Genomic DNA, 15,641 nt, shown 5'->3' on the forward strand with positions numbered 1-15,641 from the left:
TGAACGCGAAAAGTCCCCCACCCGTCGGAGTGGGGGACCCGGAAGTCCGGAAATCGCTTCGGCGTACGGTTTCAGTTCACCAGTTCGGTGATGAACTCGCCGATGCCGGAGGCGGCATCCGATATGCCCTGGAAGCCTATTCCCACCATCTCCGCCGCCCGCTTGGGCTGGGTGATGATCACGAAGAGGACGAACACGGTGAGGACGCCCGTGATGAGCTTCTTGGTGTCCATGGACGGTGTCGGCCTCCCCAACCGGCGCTGCAAAGTCGGGTGAGTCTAACCGGTCGGGTTTGGTCACTCACCTGCCCTTTAAGGACCAATGACCCGGTGGTTGGGGCCCTTTGCCGCTGGGTGCCCGGTCGGGGCGGGCGCAGGATTGAACACGAGCCCACCGGTTCTGGCAGGAAACTGGTGGGTGAGGGACAGGACCTCACTGCGGGGTCCGAGCCGCGAGCTTCCCCCCTGACTGCGGCTCGGGCTGGCAGGTCCCGTCCCCGCCGGGGGAAGTGGCTCGTCCCCCCGATCGCCACTTCCCCCGTCCCCACCGTCGAAGGTCCCGACTCCGGTCGGGACCTTCTTCGTGTCCGGGCGCGGGGCGGGCCGGGGGACGGGGGACGGGGGCCGGGGCGGGCCGGGGAGGCCGGGGGCTACTGGATGGCGCCGGCCAGGCCCAGCAGCGGCTCGACGGGCGCGATCACGGGGGCGAGCTGGTCGGGGAGGGTCATCAGCTGGTTGAGCTGGTTGGCGCCCTGGCTGAGCCGCGCGCCGATCTCGGGCACGGAGGGCTGGGCGCCCGCGGGCATGCCCGGGGCGGCGGCCGGGAGGTCCGGGAGGGTGAGCGGGGCCGCGTCCAGGGGCGCGGCGGAGGCGGCGGGTGCGGCGAGGCCCGCGGCGGCCCCCGCGAGGGCGATGGCGGCGAGCATGCGCTGGGTCTTGGTCATGCCGTGACAACGGCCGAGCGGGCGGCCGGTCACGGCGGGCACGCACGAGAGCCCCGGTTCGTACGAACCGGGGCTCTCAATGGCGGTGGTGGAGGGATTTGAACCCCCGATGGGTTGCCCCATACTCGCTTTCGAGGCGAGCTCCTTCGGCCACTCGGACACACCACCGAGAGAGATCCTAGCCCAAGGTGGGGAGTGCTTTGCAAATCCGCAGGACGTGGCCTGGCTCACCGCTCCCGGAAGGGGCTCACAGCTCCCGGAAGAAGTCCGTGAGCTGCCGGGCGCACTCCTGCTCCAGCACCCCGCGGATCACCTCGGGACGGTGGTTGAGCCTGCGGTCGCGTACGAGGTCCCAGAGCGACCCGGCCGCGCCCGCCTTCTCGTCCCCCGCGCCGTAGACGACCCGCGCCACGCGGGACTGCACGAGCGCGCCGGCGCACATCACGCACGGCTCCAGGGTCACCACCAGCGTGCACCCGGTCAGCCGCCACTCCCCGAGCCGGGCGGCCGCCCGGCGCAGCGCCAGCACCTCGGCGTGCGCCGTGGGATCTCCGGCGGCCTCCCGTTCGTTGTGCCCGGTGGCGAGGAGCTCCCCGCCGGGGCCGAGCACGACGGCACCGACCGGCACGTCGCCGGCCGGTACCGCCAGGGCGGCCTCCTTCAGCGCCAGGCGCATGGAGTCCCGCCAGGGATCCCGTACGGGATCGGGGTCGTACGTGATGTGGTGCTCGGCGATCACTAGCGGACGGCCTCCAGCACCTCGGTGGCGCCGAGGGCGTCGGCGATCTCGGTGAGGGCGTCTCCGTCGAGGGTCAGCAGTTCCTTGTGGCCGACCCCGAGGTCGTCCAGCAGTCGGGGGTCGCCGAGGGGTCCGGCCGGCAGGGGCTCGGAGCCGGCGCGCGGCTCGTCGTCCGCGTCGTCGTCCTCGTCCGTGTAGGCGGCGACCGGTTCGTCCTCGCCGTCCTCGGTGCCGTCCAGGTCCAGTTCGTCGAGGTCGTCGTCCTCCTCGTCGGTGCCCAGCAGCTCCTTCGTCAGCATCGATCCGTAGGAGCTGCGGTCGGCCATGGAGGCGTTCGAGACGAAGTACCGAGGGTCCTCCTCTCCGTCCATGCGGATGACGCCGAACCAGGCGTCCTCCTGCTCGATGAGGGCGACCACCGTGTCGTCGTCGACAGCGGCGGACCGTGCGAGATCGATCAGATCACTGAGGGACTCGACGTCGTCGAGTTCCAGGTCGCTCGCTTCCCACCCGTCTTCGGTGCGCGCGAGCAGTGCGGCGAAATACACCGTGACTCTCCCACTGGTCATAGGCGTGCCGGTTGGAGGTCCCCCCGGCCGGAGGTTGGGGTGTGAACGGCCGTGACGCTTGCCGTCCGCACCCCGCCCAATCGGCATCGTGGCAGAAACAGCGGCTTTGCGAGAGGTCTTCCGCGCGGCGGCCGTGTCGCGGCGCCGGCGGCGCTCCCGGTCGCGGGTCCGTCGGCGCGCACGCCGGTGCGCGCGGTGACGCGCCCGGCCGCACCCCCCGTCACCAGCGGAAGGTACGCATCCGCATCTGCTGCCGCATCCGGGCCGCCCGGGCGCGCCGGGGCTGGACCCGGTCGCGCAGCTCCCTGGCCTCGTTCAGATCGCGCAGGAACTGCGCGCGTCGCGCCCTGCGCTGCGCCGCCGTCTCCGGCGCCTCGTACGCCTCTCTCCCGTCGGTGTCGTTCGGCTGCGTCTCGGGCATCGGCACCACCCCAGGCTGGTCCGGTCGTCCTCCTCCGCCGTCGCGGAGCAGACCCCCCGCTCCCACCTTCCCCCGGCCGGCTCGTTTGATGCCACCGGCGCGCAGATCGCCCCAGGTCAGGGGTCAGACCCCGTCGTCCTCGTCCGTGAGGGCCGGTACGACGGCCACCGGGCCGTGCGCGTGCTGGAGCACCGCGTGCGCGACCGAACCGATCAGCAGCGACCGTACGCGCGGGTGGTGGCGGCCCACCACGACCAGCGCGGCCGACCGCGACGCCTCCACCAGCCGCCCGGCCGCGTTCCCGGGCTCGGCGGCCTGCTCGACGGGTACGTCCGGGTACCGGGCCCGCACCGGCTCCAGCCGCCGGATCTGGGCCCGCAGCGTCTCCCGTTCGGCCGGCACCGCGTCCCCGCCGTCGGCGAGCACCTCGGGCGGGATCACCACGAAGGGGCCGCCGAGCACGTTCGCCGGGCCGGGCGGGACCGCGTACGCCGAGACCACCTGGACGGTGGTCCCCCGTGCGGCGGCTTCCGCGAAGGCGAACGACAGCACGTCCTCGGGGGTCTCGGTGACGTGCAGCCCGAGCACCACCTTGCCGGCCGAGGCGCCCGCGGCCGCCCCGGCGGCGTCGGCGGCGGCGTCGCGGTCGGCGTGCGGGACCACCACCACGGGGCAGGAGGCGGTGGTGGCCACGGCCCTGCTGTTCGAGCCGAGCAGCAGCGCGGCGAACCCGCCGCGCCCCCGGGAGCCCATCACCAGCATCCGGGGCGAGCCCTCGCCGCTGATCACCCGCAGGGCCGCCGGAACCGAGCCCTCCAGAGCCTCGTAGCGGATCTCCGCGGGCTGCTCGGGGGAGGCCTCCAGGATGGCGCGTACGCGGTCGCTGACCGGGTCCGCGTACTCCTCGGGCTCGTTCGGGTCGTGCAGGGCCGAGCGGCGGCCGGCGTACAGCTGGGTGACCTCGGGCAGCACGTGGGCGACCAGCAGCCCGGTGCCGTGCCGCAGCGCCGCCGTGCGGGCCCACTCCAGGGCGCGGAGGCTGTGCTCGGATCCGTCGACGGCCGCGATCACCAGTCCGTTGCTCACCAGTCAAGGGTGCTCGGCGGCGGCGCCGCCCGCATCCCAGGGCCCGCGACGGACGCGCCGCGGTGCGCACAGCGCGTAGCCTTTTGCCAGTGGGTCGCGAACAGGCGGCCGTTTTCGCAGGTAGCAGGGTCTCGCAGTTCGCTGATCGCAGGTCGAAGCCCGGCTGAGTCTTGGAGGATGTTGTGCGTTTGCAGGTCGTCGATCACCCCTTGGTGGCGCACAAACTCACCACGCTGCGCGACAAGCGCACCGACTCCCCCACCTTCCGTCGGCTCGCCGACGAGCTGGTGACGCTCCTCGCGTACGAGGCCACCCGCGACGTGCGCACCGAGCAGTCCGACATCGAGACGCCGGTCGGCCCGACCACCGGCGTCAAGCTGTCGCACCCGCGCCCGCTGGTCGTCCCGATCCTGCGCGCCGGCCTCGGCATGCTGGACGGCATGGTGCGCCTGCTGCCGACCGCCGAGGTGGGCTTCCTGGGCATGGTCCGCAACGAGGAGACCCTGGAGGCCTCCACGTACGCGACGCGCATGCCCGAGGACCTCTCCGGCCGCCAGGTGTACGTGGTGGACCCGATGCTGGCCACCGGCGGCACGCTGGTCGCCGCGATCCAGGAGCTCATCAAGCGCGGCGCCGACGACGTGACCGCCGTGGTGCTGCTGGCCGCGCCCGAGGGCGTCGAGGTCATGGAGCGCGAGCTCGCGGGCACGCCGGTGACGGTGGTGACGGCCGCCGTGGACGAGCGGCTCAACGAGCACGGCTACATCGTGCCGGGCCTGGGTGACGCGGGCGACCGTATGTACGGCTCGGCGGAGTAGTCGGGGTAGTCGGCGCAGTCGGGGCAGCCGGAGTAGTTACGATCCCGCCCCGGCAGGGGGATCAGCACTTCGCGGAGGGCGCGGGCGCGGGGTTGGCCAGGACGGCCAGCGCCTTGTCCGCGTCCTCCTTCGTGCTGAGCTCCTTGAAGGAGTCGCCGAGGATCAGGTCGATGTCCGCGCCCTCGCGGGCGTCGGTCTGGGTGGTGACCCCGGCGAGCTGGGTGCCGAGGACGGAGTAGGCGGCCTTGTCGGTCTGCGGGGAGCCGAGCAGTATCCCGGGGCCGGGGACCTTCTTGTCGAAGTCGGCGGGGGCGTTGCCGACGTGGCCGATGGCGAAGCCGCGCTTCTTCAGCTCGTCGCCGACGGCCTTGGCAAGGCCCGCGCGCGGGGTCGCGTTGTAGACGTTGACGGTGATCTGGCCGGGCTGCGGAAGGGTGACCGCGGGGGCCTTGGAGGCGGCGGGGGCCTTGGAAGCGGCGGGGCCCGCGTCCGGGGCGGTGGCGGGCTTCACCGCGTTCGCGGGCTTGGCGGAGGCCGTGGGGCAGTTCCCGTCAGCCGCCGCCGTGGTGCGCTTGCCGCTGTCGTCGCCGCGGAACACGTCGATGAGCTGCAGCGCCCCGTAGCCGAGCAGGGCCAGGGCCAGGACGGATCCGAGCAGGGTCAGGACGATCTTCCGACGTCGCCGGGGACGGCTCATACGGGGGTAGGCAGCTCCCGTTACGCGGTACTTTCCGCCCATGCCGGGGGGAGTGAGCATGCTCATGGGCGCAGCGTAGTGCCGTACCGGAACGATGCCTACTAAATGATCTGTTGATCGGGTAAGGGAGACCCGAAAGGCGCAATCAGTCCATCTCGAGGACGCGCGCGTGCAGGACCTGGCGCTGCTGGAGGGCCGCGCGCACGGCGCGGTGCAGCCCGTCCTCCAGGTAGAGGTCGCCCTGCCACTTCACGACGTGGGCGAAGAGGTCCCCGTAGAAGGTGGAGTCCTCCGCGAGCAGGGTTTCGAGGTCCAGCTGCCCCTTGGTCGTCACGAGCTGGTCGAGCCGTACCGGGCGCGGCGCGACGTCCGCCCACTGCCGGACGCTCTCCCGGCCGTGGTCGGGGTACGGCCGCCCGTTTCCGATGCGCTTGAAGATCACACGGAAAGCCTACCGGGCCGGTGCCTCCGGGCGCAGCCTCGCGCCGTCGGTGCAAAAGTGGCAGACGGGGCTATTCCGGGAGGGATGTATGAGCCAGAGCACCGACCCGGCCGTTCCGGCCGACTCGCCCGGACCAGTCGGCTCGCCCGGACCGGCCGGGGCGCCCGACCCCGCCGCCGACGCGATCGCCGCCGGGTACGCCTTCACCGGACCCGCGCTCGACCTCGGAGCCCTGCTCTGGGACGGGAAGTGCCTGCCCGAGCGGCAGATCCGGATCCCGCTGGCCATGCTCAACCGGCACGGGCTGGTGGCCGGAGCCACCGGCACCGGCAAGACCAAGACCCTCCAGCTGATCGCCGAGCAGCTGTCGGCGAGCGGCGTGCCCGTCTTCCTGGCCGACATCAAGGGCGACGTCTCCGGCATCTCGGCCCCCGGCGCGGCGAACGAGAAGACCGCGGCCAGGGCCGGCGAGGTCGCGCAGCAGTGGGAGGCGACCGGATGCCCCGCCGAGTTCTACTCCCTCGGCGGGATCGGCCCCGGGATCCCGGTCCGCGCGACCGTGACGGCCTTCGGGCCCGTGCTGATGTCCAAGGTGCTCCAGCTGAACCAGACCCAGGAGCAGTCCCTCGGCCTGATCTTCCACTACGCCGACTCCAAGGGTCTGGAGCTGATCGACCTCAAGGACCTGCGGGCGGTCGTCGCCTTCCTCGTCTCCGACATGGGAAAGCCCGAGCTCAAGGGAATCGGCGGGCTCTCCACGGTGACCGCCGGAGTGATCCTGCGCGCCCTGACCGCCTTCGAGCAGCAGGGCGCCACGGAATTCTTCGGCGAGCCCGAATTCGACACGAGCGAATTGCTCCGGACGGCCGCCGGCGGGCGCGGAGTGGTCTCCGTACTGGAACTCCCGGCAGTTCAGGACAAACCGCAGCTTTTCTCTACATTCCTGATGTGGCTCCTCGCCGACCTCTACGGAGGACTTCCCGAAGTCGGCGATCTGGAACAGCCCAAGCTGGTGTTCTTCTTCGACGAGGCACACCTCTTGTTCAACGGGGCCTCGAAGGCGTTCCTGGAATCCATCACCCGGACCGTCCGGCTCATCCGCTCCAAGGGGATCGGCGTCTTCTTCGTCACCCAGACCCCCAAGGACGTGCCGGCGGACGTGCTGGCCCAGCTCGGCAACCGCGTCCAGCACGCCCTGCGCGCCTTCACCCCCGACGACGCGAAGGCCCTCAAGGCCACGGTGAAGACCTTCCCCAACTCCGCGTACGACCTGGAGGAGACGCTCACCGGGCTCGGCACCGGCGAGGCCGTCGTCACGGTGCTCAGCGAGAAGGGCGCCCCGACCCCGGTCGCCGCCGTCCGGCTGCGCGCACCGCAGTCGCTGATGGGGCCGGTCGATGCCGAAGCCCTGGACCGGGCCGTCAAGTCCTCGCTGCTGTACTCGCGCTACGCCGCGCCGGTCGACCGCGAGTCCGCGTACGAGAAGATCACCGCCGAACAGGCCGCCGCGGAGGCCGAGGCGGAGGCGGCCGCCGCGGCGGCGGAGGCCGAGAAGCAGGCCAAGGAGGCGGCGAAGGCCGCCCGCTCCGCCCCGAAACCGGAACCTTCCCTGGCCGAACAGGTCGTGGGGAGCGGGCTGTTCCGCTCCCTGGCGCGGTCGGTCGGGACACAGCTGGGCAGGGAGATCTCGCGGTCGATCTTCGGGACCGCGCGCCGCCGGCGCTGAGCCGGGACGCCGGGACCCCCCTCCAGAGGGAATCGAGCGAACCGGCTGTCGGCCTGGCGGCGGGCGCTGACAGACTCGGGGGTATGCGGACCGAACTCACCGACACCACGTCCAGCAAGATCGGCCGGGCGCTGCTCGACGCCCGCCGGGCCGTTGGCAGCCCGACCATGGGCCTGGTGCTGACCCTCGTCATAGTCACCGACGAGGAGAACGCCTACGACGCCGTACGCGCGGCCTCCGAGGCCTCGCGGGAGCACCCGTGCCGCATCATCGCGGTGATCAAGCGGACCCACCGGGGCCCCGAACGGCGGCGCCGGACCCGGCTCGACGCCGAACTGCGCGTGGGATCGGACGCCGGGTCCGGGGAGACCGTGATCCTGCGCCTGCACGGCGACCTCACCACCCAGGCCGGCTCGGTGGTGCTCCCGCTGCTGGTGCCGGACGCGCCGGTGGTGGCGTGGTGGCCGGCCGACGCCCCCGCCGATCCCGCCCGCGACGAGCTGGGCGCCCTGGCGAAGCGCCGGATCACCGACGCGCAGGAGGCGCCCGACCCGGCCGGTGTGCTGGACGCGCGCGCCGCCTCGTACGCCCCCGGCGACACCGACCTCGCCTGGACCCGGCTCACGCCGTGGCGCTCCCTGCTGGCCTGCGCGTTCGACCAGAAGCCGCTCCCGGTGACCGCCGCGGCGGTGGAGAGCGAGCCCGACAACGCGAGCGCCGAGCTGCTGGCGCGCTGGCTGGAGGACCGCCTCGGCGTGCCGGTGGCCCGGGTGGCCACGGAAGGGCCGGTCATCACCCGGGTCCGGCTGGAGACCTCGGCCGGCGAGGTGGTCGTGGACCGCCCCACAGGCTCCCTGGCCACCCTGGTGCTGCCCGGCTGGCCCGACCGCAAGGTCGCGCTCAAGATCCGCAGCACCGCCGAACTGATCGCGGAGGAACTGCGGCGGCTCGACGCCGACGAGGTCTACGCCTCGGTGCTGCGCGGCCGGGCGGACCAGGCGTCGCTCTCGGCGTAGTGGTTGTCGTAGGTGGGCTGGCTGTCGATGATGTCCTGCACGGTGGCCTCGCCCGCGCGCACCCGCCCGAGGAGGCGGTAGTAGTCGAAGCGGGCCATGCCCGGGGTGAAGCCGACGAACACCTCGGCGGTGTGGCCGGCGGCCGGGGCGAAGGCGTGCTTCACACCGGGGGCGATGCTGATGAAGTCGCCCTTGGCGAGGGTGTGGACCTCGTCGCCGACGAGTACGTCGAGCCGGCCGTCGGTGACGTGGAAGAACTCGGTGGCCTTGGTGTGGAAGTGCACCGGGGCACCGGCCGCGCCCACCTCGAAGCGGGCGGTGTTGCAGGTCAGCTCGGGGGTGTCGGTGAGCAGCGTGATGAAGCTGCCGGGGCCATCGGAGATGACTTCGGCTCCGGCGGCGCGGGTGAGGTTCTCGATCATGCGGCCGACCCTACGGTGCCCCCTGCGCGGCCCTGCCGGGCGGGGTGGACGGACCGTCAGATTCCCTTTCCCGTCCGCCCCTCGCGCTGCTCGGTGCCGGGACGCACGGGTGCCCGGAGGGTTTCCGTCCGGGGGGCCGGGGGTCCGGGGGATGGGGCGGGTGGACGACAGGGCCGTGCAGCGGTACCGCCACCCGCCCGGACAGGGGGCTACGCGGAGCGCTTGGCGGCGGCCTTCTGCGCCTGCTTGTACTCGCGGACCTTCGCCAGGGACTCCGGGCCCGTGATGTCGGCCGCCGAGCGGTGGACGTTCGCCAGGCCGTAGCCGCCGGCGGCCTCGCGCCAGCCCTTGGGGCGGACGCCGAACCGCTTGCCCAGCAGGGCCAGGAAGATCTGCGCCTTCTGCTCCCCGAACCCCGGCAGCGCCTTCAGCCGGGCCAGCAGCTCCGCGCCGCTCGCGGCGTCGGCCCACACGGCGGACGCGTCACCGTCGTAGTGCTCCACCAGGTACGCGCAGAGCTGCTGGATCCGCTTCGCCATCGATCCCGGGTAGCGGTGCACGGCGGGCTTCTGCGAGAGCAGCGCCGCGAAGGCCTCCGGGTCGTGGGCGGCGATGGCGTGCGCGTCGAGGTCGTCGGTGCCGAGCCGCTGGGCGATGGTCCAGGGACCGGAGAACGCCCACTCCATCGGCACCTGCTGGTCGAGCAGCATGCCGGTGAGCGCGGCCAGCGGGCTGCGCGCGAGCAGGGCGTCGGCCTCGGGCTGCTGCGCGAGCCGGATGGTGATGTCGTCCATGCCCCCAGCCTCCCCCAGTGAGGGCCCCGGCGCCCGGTCGGCGCGCGATTGTCGGACCCCCCGCCTAGCGTGGGAGCGGCAGGGCAAGCACGCGTACGGACGGCACACGACACAGGAGTCGATCGACCATGGCTGAGTTCCCGGAAGGCGCCCCGTGCTGGGTGGACGCGATGTTCACCGACGTGGAGGGCGCCAAGGAGTTCTACGGCGACGTGCTGGGCTGGACCTTCGGCGAGGCCGGCAGCGAGTACGGCGACTACACGCAGGCCTACTCCGACGGCAAGGCGGTCGCGGCCGTGGTGCCGCCGATGCCGGGTGGTGACGCTCCTTCGCAGTGGTGCCTCTACTTCGCCTCGTCCGATGCCGCCGCCACCGCCGAGAAGATCAAGGCGGCGGGCGGCACGCTGATGATGGAGCCGATGCAGGTCGGGACGTTCGGGACGATGGCGATCGCCAAGGAGCCGAGCGGTGCGGTCTTCGGCGTCTGGCAGCCCGGTGAGCACAAGGGCTTCGAGAAGCTCGGCGAGTCCGGTGCGTACGCCTGGGCGGAGGTGTTCACGCGCGAGCCGGACAAGGCGGACGGCTTCCTGTCGAAGGTCTTCCCGTACGAGTCCCAGCAGATGGACCCCGGTGACGACCCGGAGGCGGCCGGGATGGACTTCAAGGTCTTCAGCGTCGGCGGTCCGCAGAACCCGGTGCTGGGCCGGATGCGGATGGGCGAGGAGTTCCCGCCGGAGATCCCCTCGTACGTACAGGTCTACTTCGCGGTGCCGGACTGCGACGAGGCGGTCGCGAAGACCAGGAAGCACGGCGGGCAGCTGCACTTCGGGCCGATGGACAGCCCCTTCGGCCGCTTCGCGGCGGTCACCGACCCGCAGGGCGCGGCGTTCGCGGTGATCGACCTGTCGACGACGGCCGGGGAGATGCCGAGCTTCGGCTAGGCCGTCTCTTTCGGATCTTGGCGGGCCCCGACAAGATCCGAAAGAGACGGCCTAGGGCCCTGTAGCCCGGACAGGGCCTAGGGGGCGGAGCGGACACCGGCTGGTCCCCTGGGCCGTCACTCGCCCGTCTGCCTCCCCCGTGCGGGGGCGCCGGTTCCCCCTGCCGGGGGAGGTGGCGGGGTTATGGGCGGCCGCGGCGGCCGCGGCGGAGGGCCTCCCAGGCGGCGCCGAGGACAGCGGACTGCACGAGGGCGCAGGCGACCAGCACGCCGACGGAGAACCAGAGGGGAGGCTTCGACGCACCCCAGAGCAGCATGCCGACGGACATCGTGGCGAAGGAGGAGGGGGCGGTGAAGAGGGTGGGCCACATCCAGATGAACCCCGGGTCCTGACCGAAGAGGGAGACGCCCGTCGCGACCGCGATGGCGCCGGCGACGAGGGTGAGGTAGACCGCCGAGGCGGGATTGGCGAAGGCCAGGCGTATCAGCGTGCGCTTGTTCATCGGTTCTCCCCGGAGCGTGGTGTGCCTCCAGGGTCGGCCGGGACGCGCGCGGTGTCGTGAGTACCCGTACCCAATCGCACTCGGTACTGCCGCAGTTGCGGCAGGCCCCCCGCGTAAATGGGGGAGAGGGTTTTCCGGAGGCCCCCTAGGGTGATCGACCATGCCTACCAATGAACAAGTGATCGAACAGGCGCTGGAGCGGATCAGTGCGGGTTATGTCTTCCCCGAGAAGACCGGCGCCGTCGAGGCGGCGCTCCGGGGGAGGCTCGCGGAGGGCGCGTACGCGGGCCTGGAGGGGCCGGTGCTCTGCGAGACGGTGACGGCGGACCTCCAGGAGGTGTGTCCGGACAAGCACTTGCGCCTGCTGTGGACGGACGAGCCGCAGTCGCTCGAACCGGTGGACGACGACGGGGGCCAGGCCGCGTTCCTCGCGCTCCTCAGGGCGGAGCACCAGGGGATCCGCCGCGTCGAGCACCTGGAGGGGAACGTGGCGGTCATCGACGTCCGCCGCATCGCGACCGCCACCGAGGGCGCGAGTGCGATCGGCGCGGCCATGCGGCTGGTCGCGAACAGCTCCGCACTCGTCCTGGACCTGCGTGAGTGCCTCGGCGGGATGCCGGAGGGGGCGGCGCTGTGGTGCAGCTACTTCTTCCCCGACGACCAGGTGCACCTCAACGACATCTACGACCGGAGCACCGACACGACCCGGCAGTTCTGGACGACCGGGCACCTGCTCGCGCCGCGCTACACGGACCGCCCGGTCTACGTGCTCACCAGCGGGACGACGTTCTCCGGGGGCGAGGACGTGGCGTACACCCTGCAGGCGCACGGCAGGGCCGTCGTCGTCGGCGCGACCACGCGCGGCGGGGCCCATCCGACGGCCCGCCACGCGGTCGCCGAGCACATCCTGGTGACCGTGCCGACGGCCCGGTCCATCAACACCGTCACCGGCACCAACTGGGAGGGCGTGGGCGTCGTACCGGACGTCCAGGTCCCGGCGGAGCAGGCCCTCGAAGAGGCGCTCAGGGCCATGCGGCCTTCGCGGCCGTGATCTCGTCCGTGCAGGAGCCGCAGGTGCCGGGCATGCCCGGCAACCGGCCGCAAAACCAGCCGAGTTGGACGTGTTCACCCGTGCGAGTGAGGTGCCCTCGGCGGGGAGGGCTGGGTGGGGTGGGCAAGGTGCTTTCCCTCAGTGCTGCGTAGCAACAGAACGTACGGACCCACCGGCTCGCGCTTTCCCGCGGGCCGGTGATCCGGGCCGGAACGCCGTCAACGCGGGGGCAGTTGGTCGTACGTCTTGAAGGTGTACAGCGCGGACATGGTGATCGAGTTGCCGGTCTTCGCGGGCAGGCCGAGCTTGTCGTTCAGCACCTTCCCGAGCGGTCCGCAGCCCTCGGCGGCCGGCACCGCGAAGGAATCGTCGGCGGCGGCGAACTTGATCACCGGCGGGTTCTTCGAGAGCCACTCGGACTTGCCCACGCGCTTCAGCCGGATCTCGATGGGCGCGTCGCCCGCGCCGATGGCGCAGCCCGGCGGGAGCAGCGGGCTCAGCGCCCGGTAGCGCACCGTGAAGAGGCCCATGTCATTGCCGACGCTGTAGAAGTCCGAGCGCCCGCCGTACTCCGGCTGGACGGAGAGGCCGAGTGCGGGGCTGCGGTCGCCGCCGGGGTTGCCGAACAGGCCGCCGGGGACGGCGGTCGGCGCGCTGCGCAGCGCGCCCCAGACCTGGCCCTTGCTCCCGTCGGGCAGCGGGCCTTCGGCGTGGGTGACGGTCATCGGGGCGAACTCGGGCAGGTTGCGGCTGCCGAGCGTCAGCGACCCGGTGGCGGTCATGACCTCGCACTTCCACTGCGCCGCGTCGACCCCGGCGGGGAGCGCCGGGCAGTCGGTGAAGTCGTACGAGGGACCGGGCGCGGGCGCAGGTGCGGGCGCGGCGCCCGCGGTCCCGGCGACAGCGACGGTGAGGGCGGCGGCGAGGCCGAGTCCGGCGGCCGTGCGGCGGAGGAGGGTGTTGGTCTGCATGCCTCCAAGGTGCCGCCGGGGCCGGCCGGCGGGTCACCGGGAAAGCCCCGGGCCCACCCTGACGCATCCCTGATGTGGGCTCAGGGGTCGCCCCTCACGCGCGAGTTGGAAAGTGGTTCGGCGAGGTCGTGCGGTGGTTCATTCGATGTAGAGGCTCCGGCCGTGACCGATCGCCAGCTGTCCCGGGAAGATCGGGTGCACCACCCGGCCGTCGCACGCCGGTCCGCTCCAGACCCACGCCACGCCGTCCGTGAGGTTGACGACCTCCGACGGGGCGAAGTCCCCCAGCGGGAAGCAGCCGCTGGGGTCGCCGTTCGGCGCGCCGTCGATGAACAGGACCCCCTGGGCCGCCTGTGCCGTGCCGGGCGCCGCGAGCGCCAGCACCGCGGCCGCCGCGCACGCCCCGAGCAGCCTTGCCGTCCTCCGCGTCCTTCGCGTCCTCCGCGTCGTCATCGCCATGCGCCCGCCTCGTTCCTCTCGCCTGACCAGCAGTTGTGACCCACGGTAGAATGGAAGTAACGGTGGGTGATACGGCGTGCGGTGGTGAAGGAGGGGCGCGTGGAACTCCAGAGTGCGGTGGAGGCGCTCGTCGCCTCCGGCGAGGAGGCCGGACTCCAGGCCGCCGCGTACCTGCACGGCCGGCCGCTCGTGGAGGCGTACGCCGGCGTGCCCGGGCCCGGGGCCCTCGTCCACGGCTTCTCCATCGGCAAGGGCTGCACGGCGACCCTGGTGCACCTGCTCGCCGAACGCGGGCTGCTCGCGTACGAGGACCCGGTCGCCCGGTACTGGCCGGAGTTCGGGGCGCACGGCAAGGCGGGGATCACCGTCCGGCACGCCCTGACGCACACCGCCGGGATCCCCCAGCTCCCCCGCTCCCTCACGGTCGCCGAGCTGTGCGACTGGGACGCCATGTGCGGGATCGTCGCCGGGACCAGGCCGCTGTGGGAGCCGGGCGGCGCCGGCGGGTACCACGGCTGGACCTTCGGCTGGATCCTGGGGGAGACGGTCCGCCGGATCACCGGGCTCACCCCTGGGCAGGCCCTGCGGGAGTACGTCGCCGAGCCCCTCGGGATCGCCGACGAGCTGTACTTCGGGCTGCCGGAGTCCGAGCTCCCCAGGGTCGCTCCGCTGGTGGAGGGCGGCTGGGAGGCGTACCTGGCCGGGCTTCCGTACGACGCGCCCTTCGCGCGGCTCGTCGCCCCGAACCGGGGCGTGTGGACCACGGCCGCCCTGGCCAACCGGCCCGCCTACCTCATGGCCGACCTGCCCGCCTGCGGCACCATGACCGCCCGCGCCGCCGCCCGTATGTACGCGGCGCTGCTCGGTGAGGTGGACGGGGTCCGGCTGCTCCCGCCGCGGCGGATCGCCGAGGCCGCGGCGATCGCGGTCGAGGGGAAGGACCGGATGCTGCTGCGCCACCACATGAAGGGGCTCGGCTACTTCCTGGGCCTGCCCCCGACGGGCGGAGCGGCGACCGCCTTCGGCCATCACGGCAGCGGCGGCTCCATCGCCTTCGCCGACCGGGAGCGGGGCCTGTCCTTCGCACTCACCCGCACCCGCCTGGTCCACCCCGCCAACGGCACGGCACGGTCGCTCGCCGACCTCGTCAGGGCCGCCGCGGCCGCGCCCCGGCGCCGCGCCGGGCGCGACGGCTGACCCGGGCCCGGACCGGGCCCCTCACGCCGCGGTCAGCGCCGGCACGGACAGGTGCTGTCGGGGGTGCGCAGCGAGGGCAGCCGGCCTGCGTCGGGTCCAGCGGCGGACGGTCTCGGGGCTCACGCACAGCAGGGCCGCGGCCTGTCCGGTCGAGTGAGACGGCATGCCCGCAGCTCAGGGGTCGCGCCGCTCTGTCGTGAGGTTGCGGGTCATCCGCTCCAGGACGCCGACGGCGGTCCGGTACTCCTGCGGGGAGATGCCGGCCGTCGACAGCTCGCGGAAGGCGCCGACGCGCTCGGCCGCCAGCACGAGCCGGGCGCGGCCTTCGTCGGTCAGGGCGAGGCGGTCCGGCTCCGGCCGGGCCGCCAAGCCGCCGTCCAGGACGGCCGCGATGGCGGAGTCCAGGGCGGCGGTGTCGGCGTTGGCCGCGAGGGCGGTCCGTACGGCGGCGTCGCCGGCCGCGGGGTCGTCGCGTACGACGTTCAGGACCTGCCAGCCGAGGCGGGTGAGGCCGAACTCGGCCAGCAGGGCGTCCATGGCGGTGGTGAGGGCCTGGTCGGTGCGGTTGAGCCAGTAACCGATGGGCTTCATGGCGGGTACTCCTCCGGAGTTCAGTGGCCGGCGAACGCGGGGGCGTTCTCGCGGGCCCACTGCGCGTAGGTGCGGGCGGGGCGGCCGAGGAGGGTTTCGGTGGTGTCGGCGACGGCGGCGGGGCCGTGGCAGGCGGCCTCCCACAGGTCGAGGAGCGAGGCGACCATGTGGGCGGGCATGTGGGCGCCCATCTGCTGCTCGGCCTCGGCGCGGGTGATCCGCTCGACGGGGATCTCACGGCCGATGGCGTCGGCGA

General features: G+C 72.8%; 20 protein-coding genes, 1 tRNA gene and 1 pseudogene. 6 read left to right on the forward strand and 16 right to left on the reverse strand.

The window, feature by feature from the left end; genetic code table 11:
- Window positions 1-71 precede the first annotated feature (71 nt).
- From ACZ518_RS18045 to ACZ518_RS18075, 7 genes are all read right to left on the reverse strand, one after another.
- On the reverse strand, window positions 72-233 hold the full coding sequence (locus tag ACZ518_RS18045; protein ID WP_164720920.1) for a hypothetical protein: 162 nt from the start codon (window positions 231-233) through the stop codon (window positions 72-74).
- A gap of 416 nt (window positions 234-649) precedes the next feature.
- Entirely contained in the window at window positions 650-943 is a 294-nt protein-coding gene (locus ACZ518_RS18050; protein WP_469113982.1) for a hypothetical protein, read from the reverse strand.
- Between the two features lie 80 nt (window positions 944-1,023).
- Window positions 1,024-1,111 (reverse strand) — tRNA-Ser (locus tag ACZ518_RS18055).
- A 79-nt stretch (window positions 1,112-1,190) separates the two neighbouring features.
- On the reverse strand, window positions 1,191-1,619 hold the full coding sequence (gene tadA / locus ACZ518_RS18060) for a tRNA adenosine(34) deaminase TadA (RefSeq protein WP_401245806.1): 429 nt from the start codon (window positions 1,617-1,619) through the stop codon (window positions 1,191-1,193).
- Window positions 1,620-1,681: 62 nt separating this feature from the next.
- Window positions 1,682-2,230, reverse strand: a complete 549-nt coding sequence (locus ACZ518_RS18065) for a tRNA adenosine deaminase-associated protein (protein WP_469113983.1) — start codon at window positions 2,228-2,230, stop codon at window positions 1,682-1,684.
- Window positions 2,231-2,471: 241 nt separating this feature from the next.
- The gene (locus ACZ518_RS18070; protein ID WP_050779660.1) at window positions 2,472-2,672 is read right to left on the reverse strand and encodes a hypothetical protein; all 201 of its coding nucleotides are present in this window, start codon (window positions 2,670-2,672) and stop codon (window positions 2,472-2,474) included.
- Window positions 2,673-2,795: 123 nt separating this feature from the next.
- Complete coding sequence (locus ACZ518_RS18075; RefSeq protein WP_469113984.1) at window positions 2,796-3,758, reverse strand: universal stress protein; 963 nt, start codon at window positions 3,756-3,758, stop codon at window positions 2,796-2,798.
- Window positions 3,759-3,940: 182 nt separating this feature from the next.
- Here ACZ518_RS18075 and upp point away from each other — a divergent pair, with 182 nt between their 5' ends.
- Window positions 3,941-4,576, forward strand: coding sequence for a uracil phosphoribosyltransferase (gene upp, locus ACZ518_RS18080; RefSeq protein WP_030225496.1), 636 nt, complete (start codon window positions 3,941-3,943; stop codon window positions 4,574-4,576).
- Window positions 4,577-4,637: 61 nt separating this feature from the next.
- Here upp and ACZ518_RS18085 read toward each other — a convergent pair whose 3' ends face one another.
- Both ACZ518_RS18085 and ACZ518_RS18090 read right to left on the reverse strand, forming a co-directional pair.
- Window positions 4,638-5,339, reverse strand: a complete 702-nt coding sequence (locus tag ACZ518_RS18085) for a LytR C-terminal domain-containing protein (protein WP_469113985.1) — start codon at window positions 5,337-5,339, stop codon at window positions 4,638-4,640.
- Window positions 5,340-5,418: 79 nt separating this feature from the next.
- Complete coding sequence (locus tag ACZ518_RS18090) at window positions 5,419-5,715, reverse strand: type II toxin-antitoxin system VapB family antitoxin (protein WP_007265358.1); 297 nt, start codon at window positions 5,713-5,715, stop codon at window positions 5,419-5,421.
- 88 nt (window positions 5,716-5,803) lie between these two features.
- On the opposite strand from ACZ518_RS18090, the gene ACZ518_RS18095 reads away from it, so the two are divergent.
- The gene (locus ACZ518_RS18095; protein ID WP_469113986.1) at window positions 5,804-7,441 is read left to right on the forward strand and encodes a helicase HerA-like domain-containing protein; all 1,638 of its coding nucleotides are present in this window, start codon (window positions 5,804-5,806) and stop codon (window positions 7,439-7,441) included.
- 83 nt (window positions 7,442-7,524) lie between these two features.
- Window positions 7,525-8,457: a glucose-6-phosphate dehydrogenase assembly protein OpcA gene (gene opcA, locus ACZ518_RS18100; protein ID WP_469113987.1), complete on the forward strand. Its 933-nt coding sequence runs from the start codon at window positions 7,525-7,527 to the stop codon at window positions 8,455-8,457.
- Here the strand turns inward: opcA and ACZ518_RS18105 are convergent.
- Together ACZ518_RS18105 and ACZ518_RS18110 are read right to left on the reverse strand one after the other, a co-directional pair.
- Window positions 8,406-8,879 (reverse strand): cupin domain-containing protein, encoded by a 474-nt coding sequence (locus tag ACZ518_RS18105; protein ID WP_469113988.1) that lies wholly within the window; start codon window positions 8,877-8,879, stop codon window positions 8,406-8,408. The genes opcA and ACZ518_RS18105 overlap by 52 nt on opposite strands.
- Window positions 8,880-9,088: 209 nt before the next feature.
- Complete coding sequence (locus ACZ518_RS18110; RefSeq protein ID WP_469113989.1) at window positions 9,089-9,673, reverse strand: HhH-GPD-type base excision DNA repair protein; 585 nt, start codon at window positions 9,671-9,673, stop codon at window positions 9,089-9,091.
- A 128-nt stretch (window positions 9,674-9,801) separates the two neighbouring features.
- Here ACZ518_RS18110 and ACZ518_RS18115 point away from each other — a divergent pair, with 128 nt between their 5' ends.
- Window positions 9,802-10,614, forward strand: coding sequence for a VOC family protein (locus ACZ518_RS18115; protein WP_469113990.1), 813 nt, complete (start codon window positions 9,802-9,804; stop codon window positions 10,612-10,614).
- A gap of 181 nt (window positions 10,615-10,795) precedes the next feature.
- Here the strand turns inward: ACZ518_RS18115 and ACZ518_RS18120 are convergent, their stop codons facing one another.
- Window positions 10,796-11,116, reverse strand: a complete 321-nt coding sequence (locus tag ACZ518_RS18120; RefSeq protein ID WP_469113991.1) for an SCO4225 family membrane protein — start codon at window positions 11,114-11,116, stop codon at window positions 10,796-10,798.
- 160 nt (window positions 11,117-11,276) lie between these two features.
- Between ACZ518_RS18120 and ACZ518_RS18125 the strand changes: the two genes are divergently transcribed.
- Window positions 11,277-12,167, forward strand: coding sequence for a S41 family peptidase (locus ACZ518_RS18125; RefSeq protein ID WP_469113992.1), 891 nt, complete (start codon window positions 11,277-11,279; stop codon window positions 12,165-12,167).
- A gap of 218 nt (window positions 12,168-12,385) precedes the next feature.
- On the opposite strand, the gene ACZ518_RS18130 is transcribed toward ACZ518_RS18125, so the two are convergent.
- Window positions 12,386-13,138 carry a hypothetical protein gene (locus ACZ518_RS18130; protein WP_469113993.1) on the reverse strand — a complete coding sequence of 251 codons (753 nt, stop codon included), beginning with the start codon at window positions 13,136-13,138 and terminating at the stop codon, window positions 12,386-12,388.
- Window positions 13,139-13,276: 138 nt separating this feature from the next.
- Complete coding sequence (locus ACZ518_RS18135; RefSeq protein ID WP_469113994.1) at window positions 13,277-13,597, reverse strand: hypothetical protein; 321 nt, start codon at window positions 13,595-13,597, stop codon at window positions 13,277-13,279.
- Window positions 13,598-13,696: 99 nt separating this feature from the next.
- Between ACZ518_RS18135 and ACZ518_RS18140 the strand changes: the two genes are divergently transcribed.
- Window positions 13,697-14,794, forward strand: a complete 1,098-nt coding sequence (locus ACZ518_RS18140) for a serine hydrolase domain-containing protein (RefSeq protein ID WP_469113995.1) — start codon at window positions 13,697-13,699, stop codon at window positions 14,792-14,794.
- 174 nt (window positions 14,795-14,968) lie between these two features.
- Here the strand turns inward: ACZ518_RS18140 and ACZ518_RS18145 are convergent, their stop codons facing one another.
- Window positions 14,969-15,385 (reverse strand): MarR family winged helix-turn-helix transcriptional regulator, encoded by a 417-nt coding sequence (locus ACZ518_RS18145; protein WP_469113996.1) that lies wholly within the window; start codon window positions 15,383-15,385, stop codon window positions 14,969-14,971.
- Window positions 15,386-15,405: 20 nt separating this feature from the next.
- Window positions 15,406-15,641: pseudogene (locus ACZ518_RS18150) on the reverse strand (NAD(P)H-binding protein); the annotation flags it as partial.

It is taken from the genome of Streptomyces sp. NPDC033966, from assembly GCF_055575955.1.

Excerpts from the sequence above, each read along its gene's own strand:
- ACZ518_RS18070 (WP_050779660.1), bottom strand. The coding sequence starts at position 2,672 with ATGCCCGAGACGCAGCCGAACGACACCGACGGGAGAGAGGCGTACGAG.
- ACZ518_RS18095 (WP_469113986.1), top strand. The coding sequence starts at position 5,804 with ATGAGCCAGAGCACCGACCCGGCCGTTCCGGCCGACTCGCCCGGACCA.
- ACZ518_RS18110 (WP_469113989.1), bottom strand. The coding sequence starts at position 9,673 with ATGGACGACATCACCATCCGGCTCGCGCAGCAGCCCGAGGCCGACGCC.
- ACZ518_RS18130 (WP_469113993.1), bottom strand. The coding sequence starts at position 13,138 with ATGCAGACCAACACCCTCCTCCGCCGCACGGCCGCCGGACTCGGCCTC.
- ACZ518_RS18045 (WP_164720920.1), bottom strand. The coding sequence starts at position 233 with ATGGACACCAAGAAGCTCATCACGGGCGTCCTCACCGTGTTCGTCCTC.
- ACZ518_RS18145 (WP_469113996.1), bottom strand. The coding sequence starts at position 15,385 with ATGAAGCCCATCGGTTACTGGCTCAACCGCACCGACCAGGCCCTCACC.
- ACZ518_RS18085 (WP_469113985.1), bottom strand. The coding sequence starts at position 5,339 with ATGAGCATGCTCACTCCCCCCGGCATGGGCGGAAAGTACCGCGTAACG.
- tadA (WP_401245806.1), bottom strand. The coding sequence starts at position 1,619 with ATGCGCCTGGCGCTGAAGGAGGCCGCCCTGGCGGTACCGGCCGGCGAC.
- opcA (WP_469113987.1), top strand. The coding sequence starts at position 7,525 with ATGCGGACCGAACTCACCGACACCACGTCCAGCAAGATCGGCCGGGCG.
- ACZ518_RS18050 (WP_469113982.1), bottom strand. The coding sequence starts at position 943 with ATGACCAAGACCCAGCGCATGCTCGCCGCCATCGCCCTCGCGGGGGCC.
- ACZ518_RS18120 (WP_469113991.1), bottom strand. The coding sequence starts at position 11,116 with ATGAACAAGCGCACGCTGATACGCCTGGCCTTCGCCAATCCCGCCTCG.
- ACZ518_RS18135 (WP_469113994.1), bottom strand. The coding sequence starts at position 13,597 with ATGGCGATGACGACGCGGAGGACGCGAAGGACGCGGAGGACGGCAAGG.
- ACZ518_RS18125 (WP_469113992.1), top strand. The coding sequence starts at position 11,277 with ATGCCTACCAATGAACAAGTGATCGAACAGGCGCTGGAGCGGATCAGT.
- ACZ518_RS18105 (WP_469113988.1), bottom strand. The coding sequence starts at position 8,879 with ATGATCGAGAACCTCACCCGCGCCGCCGGAGCCGAAGTCATCTCCGAT.
- ACZ518_RS18115 (WP_469113990.1), top strand. The coding sequence starts at position 9,802 with ATGGCTGAGTTCCCGGAAGGCGCCCCGTGCTGGGTGGACGCGATGTTC.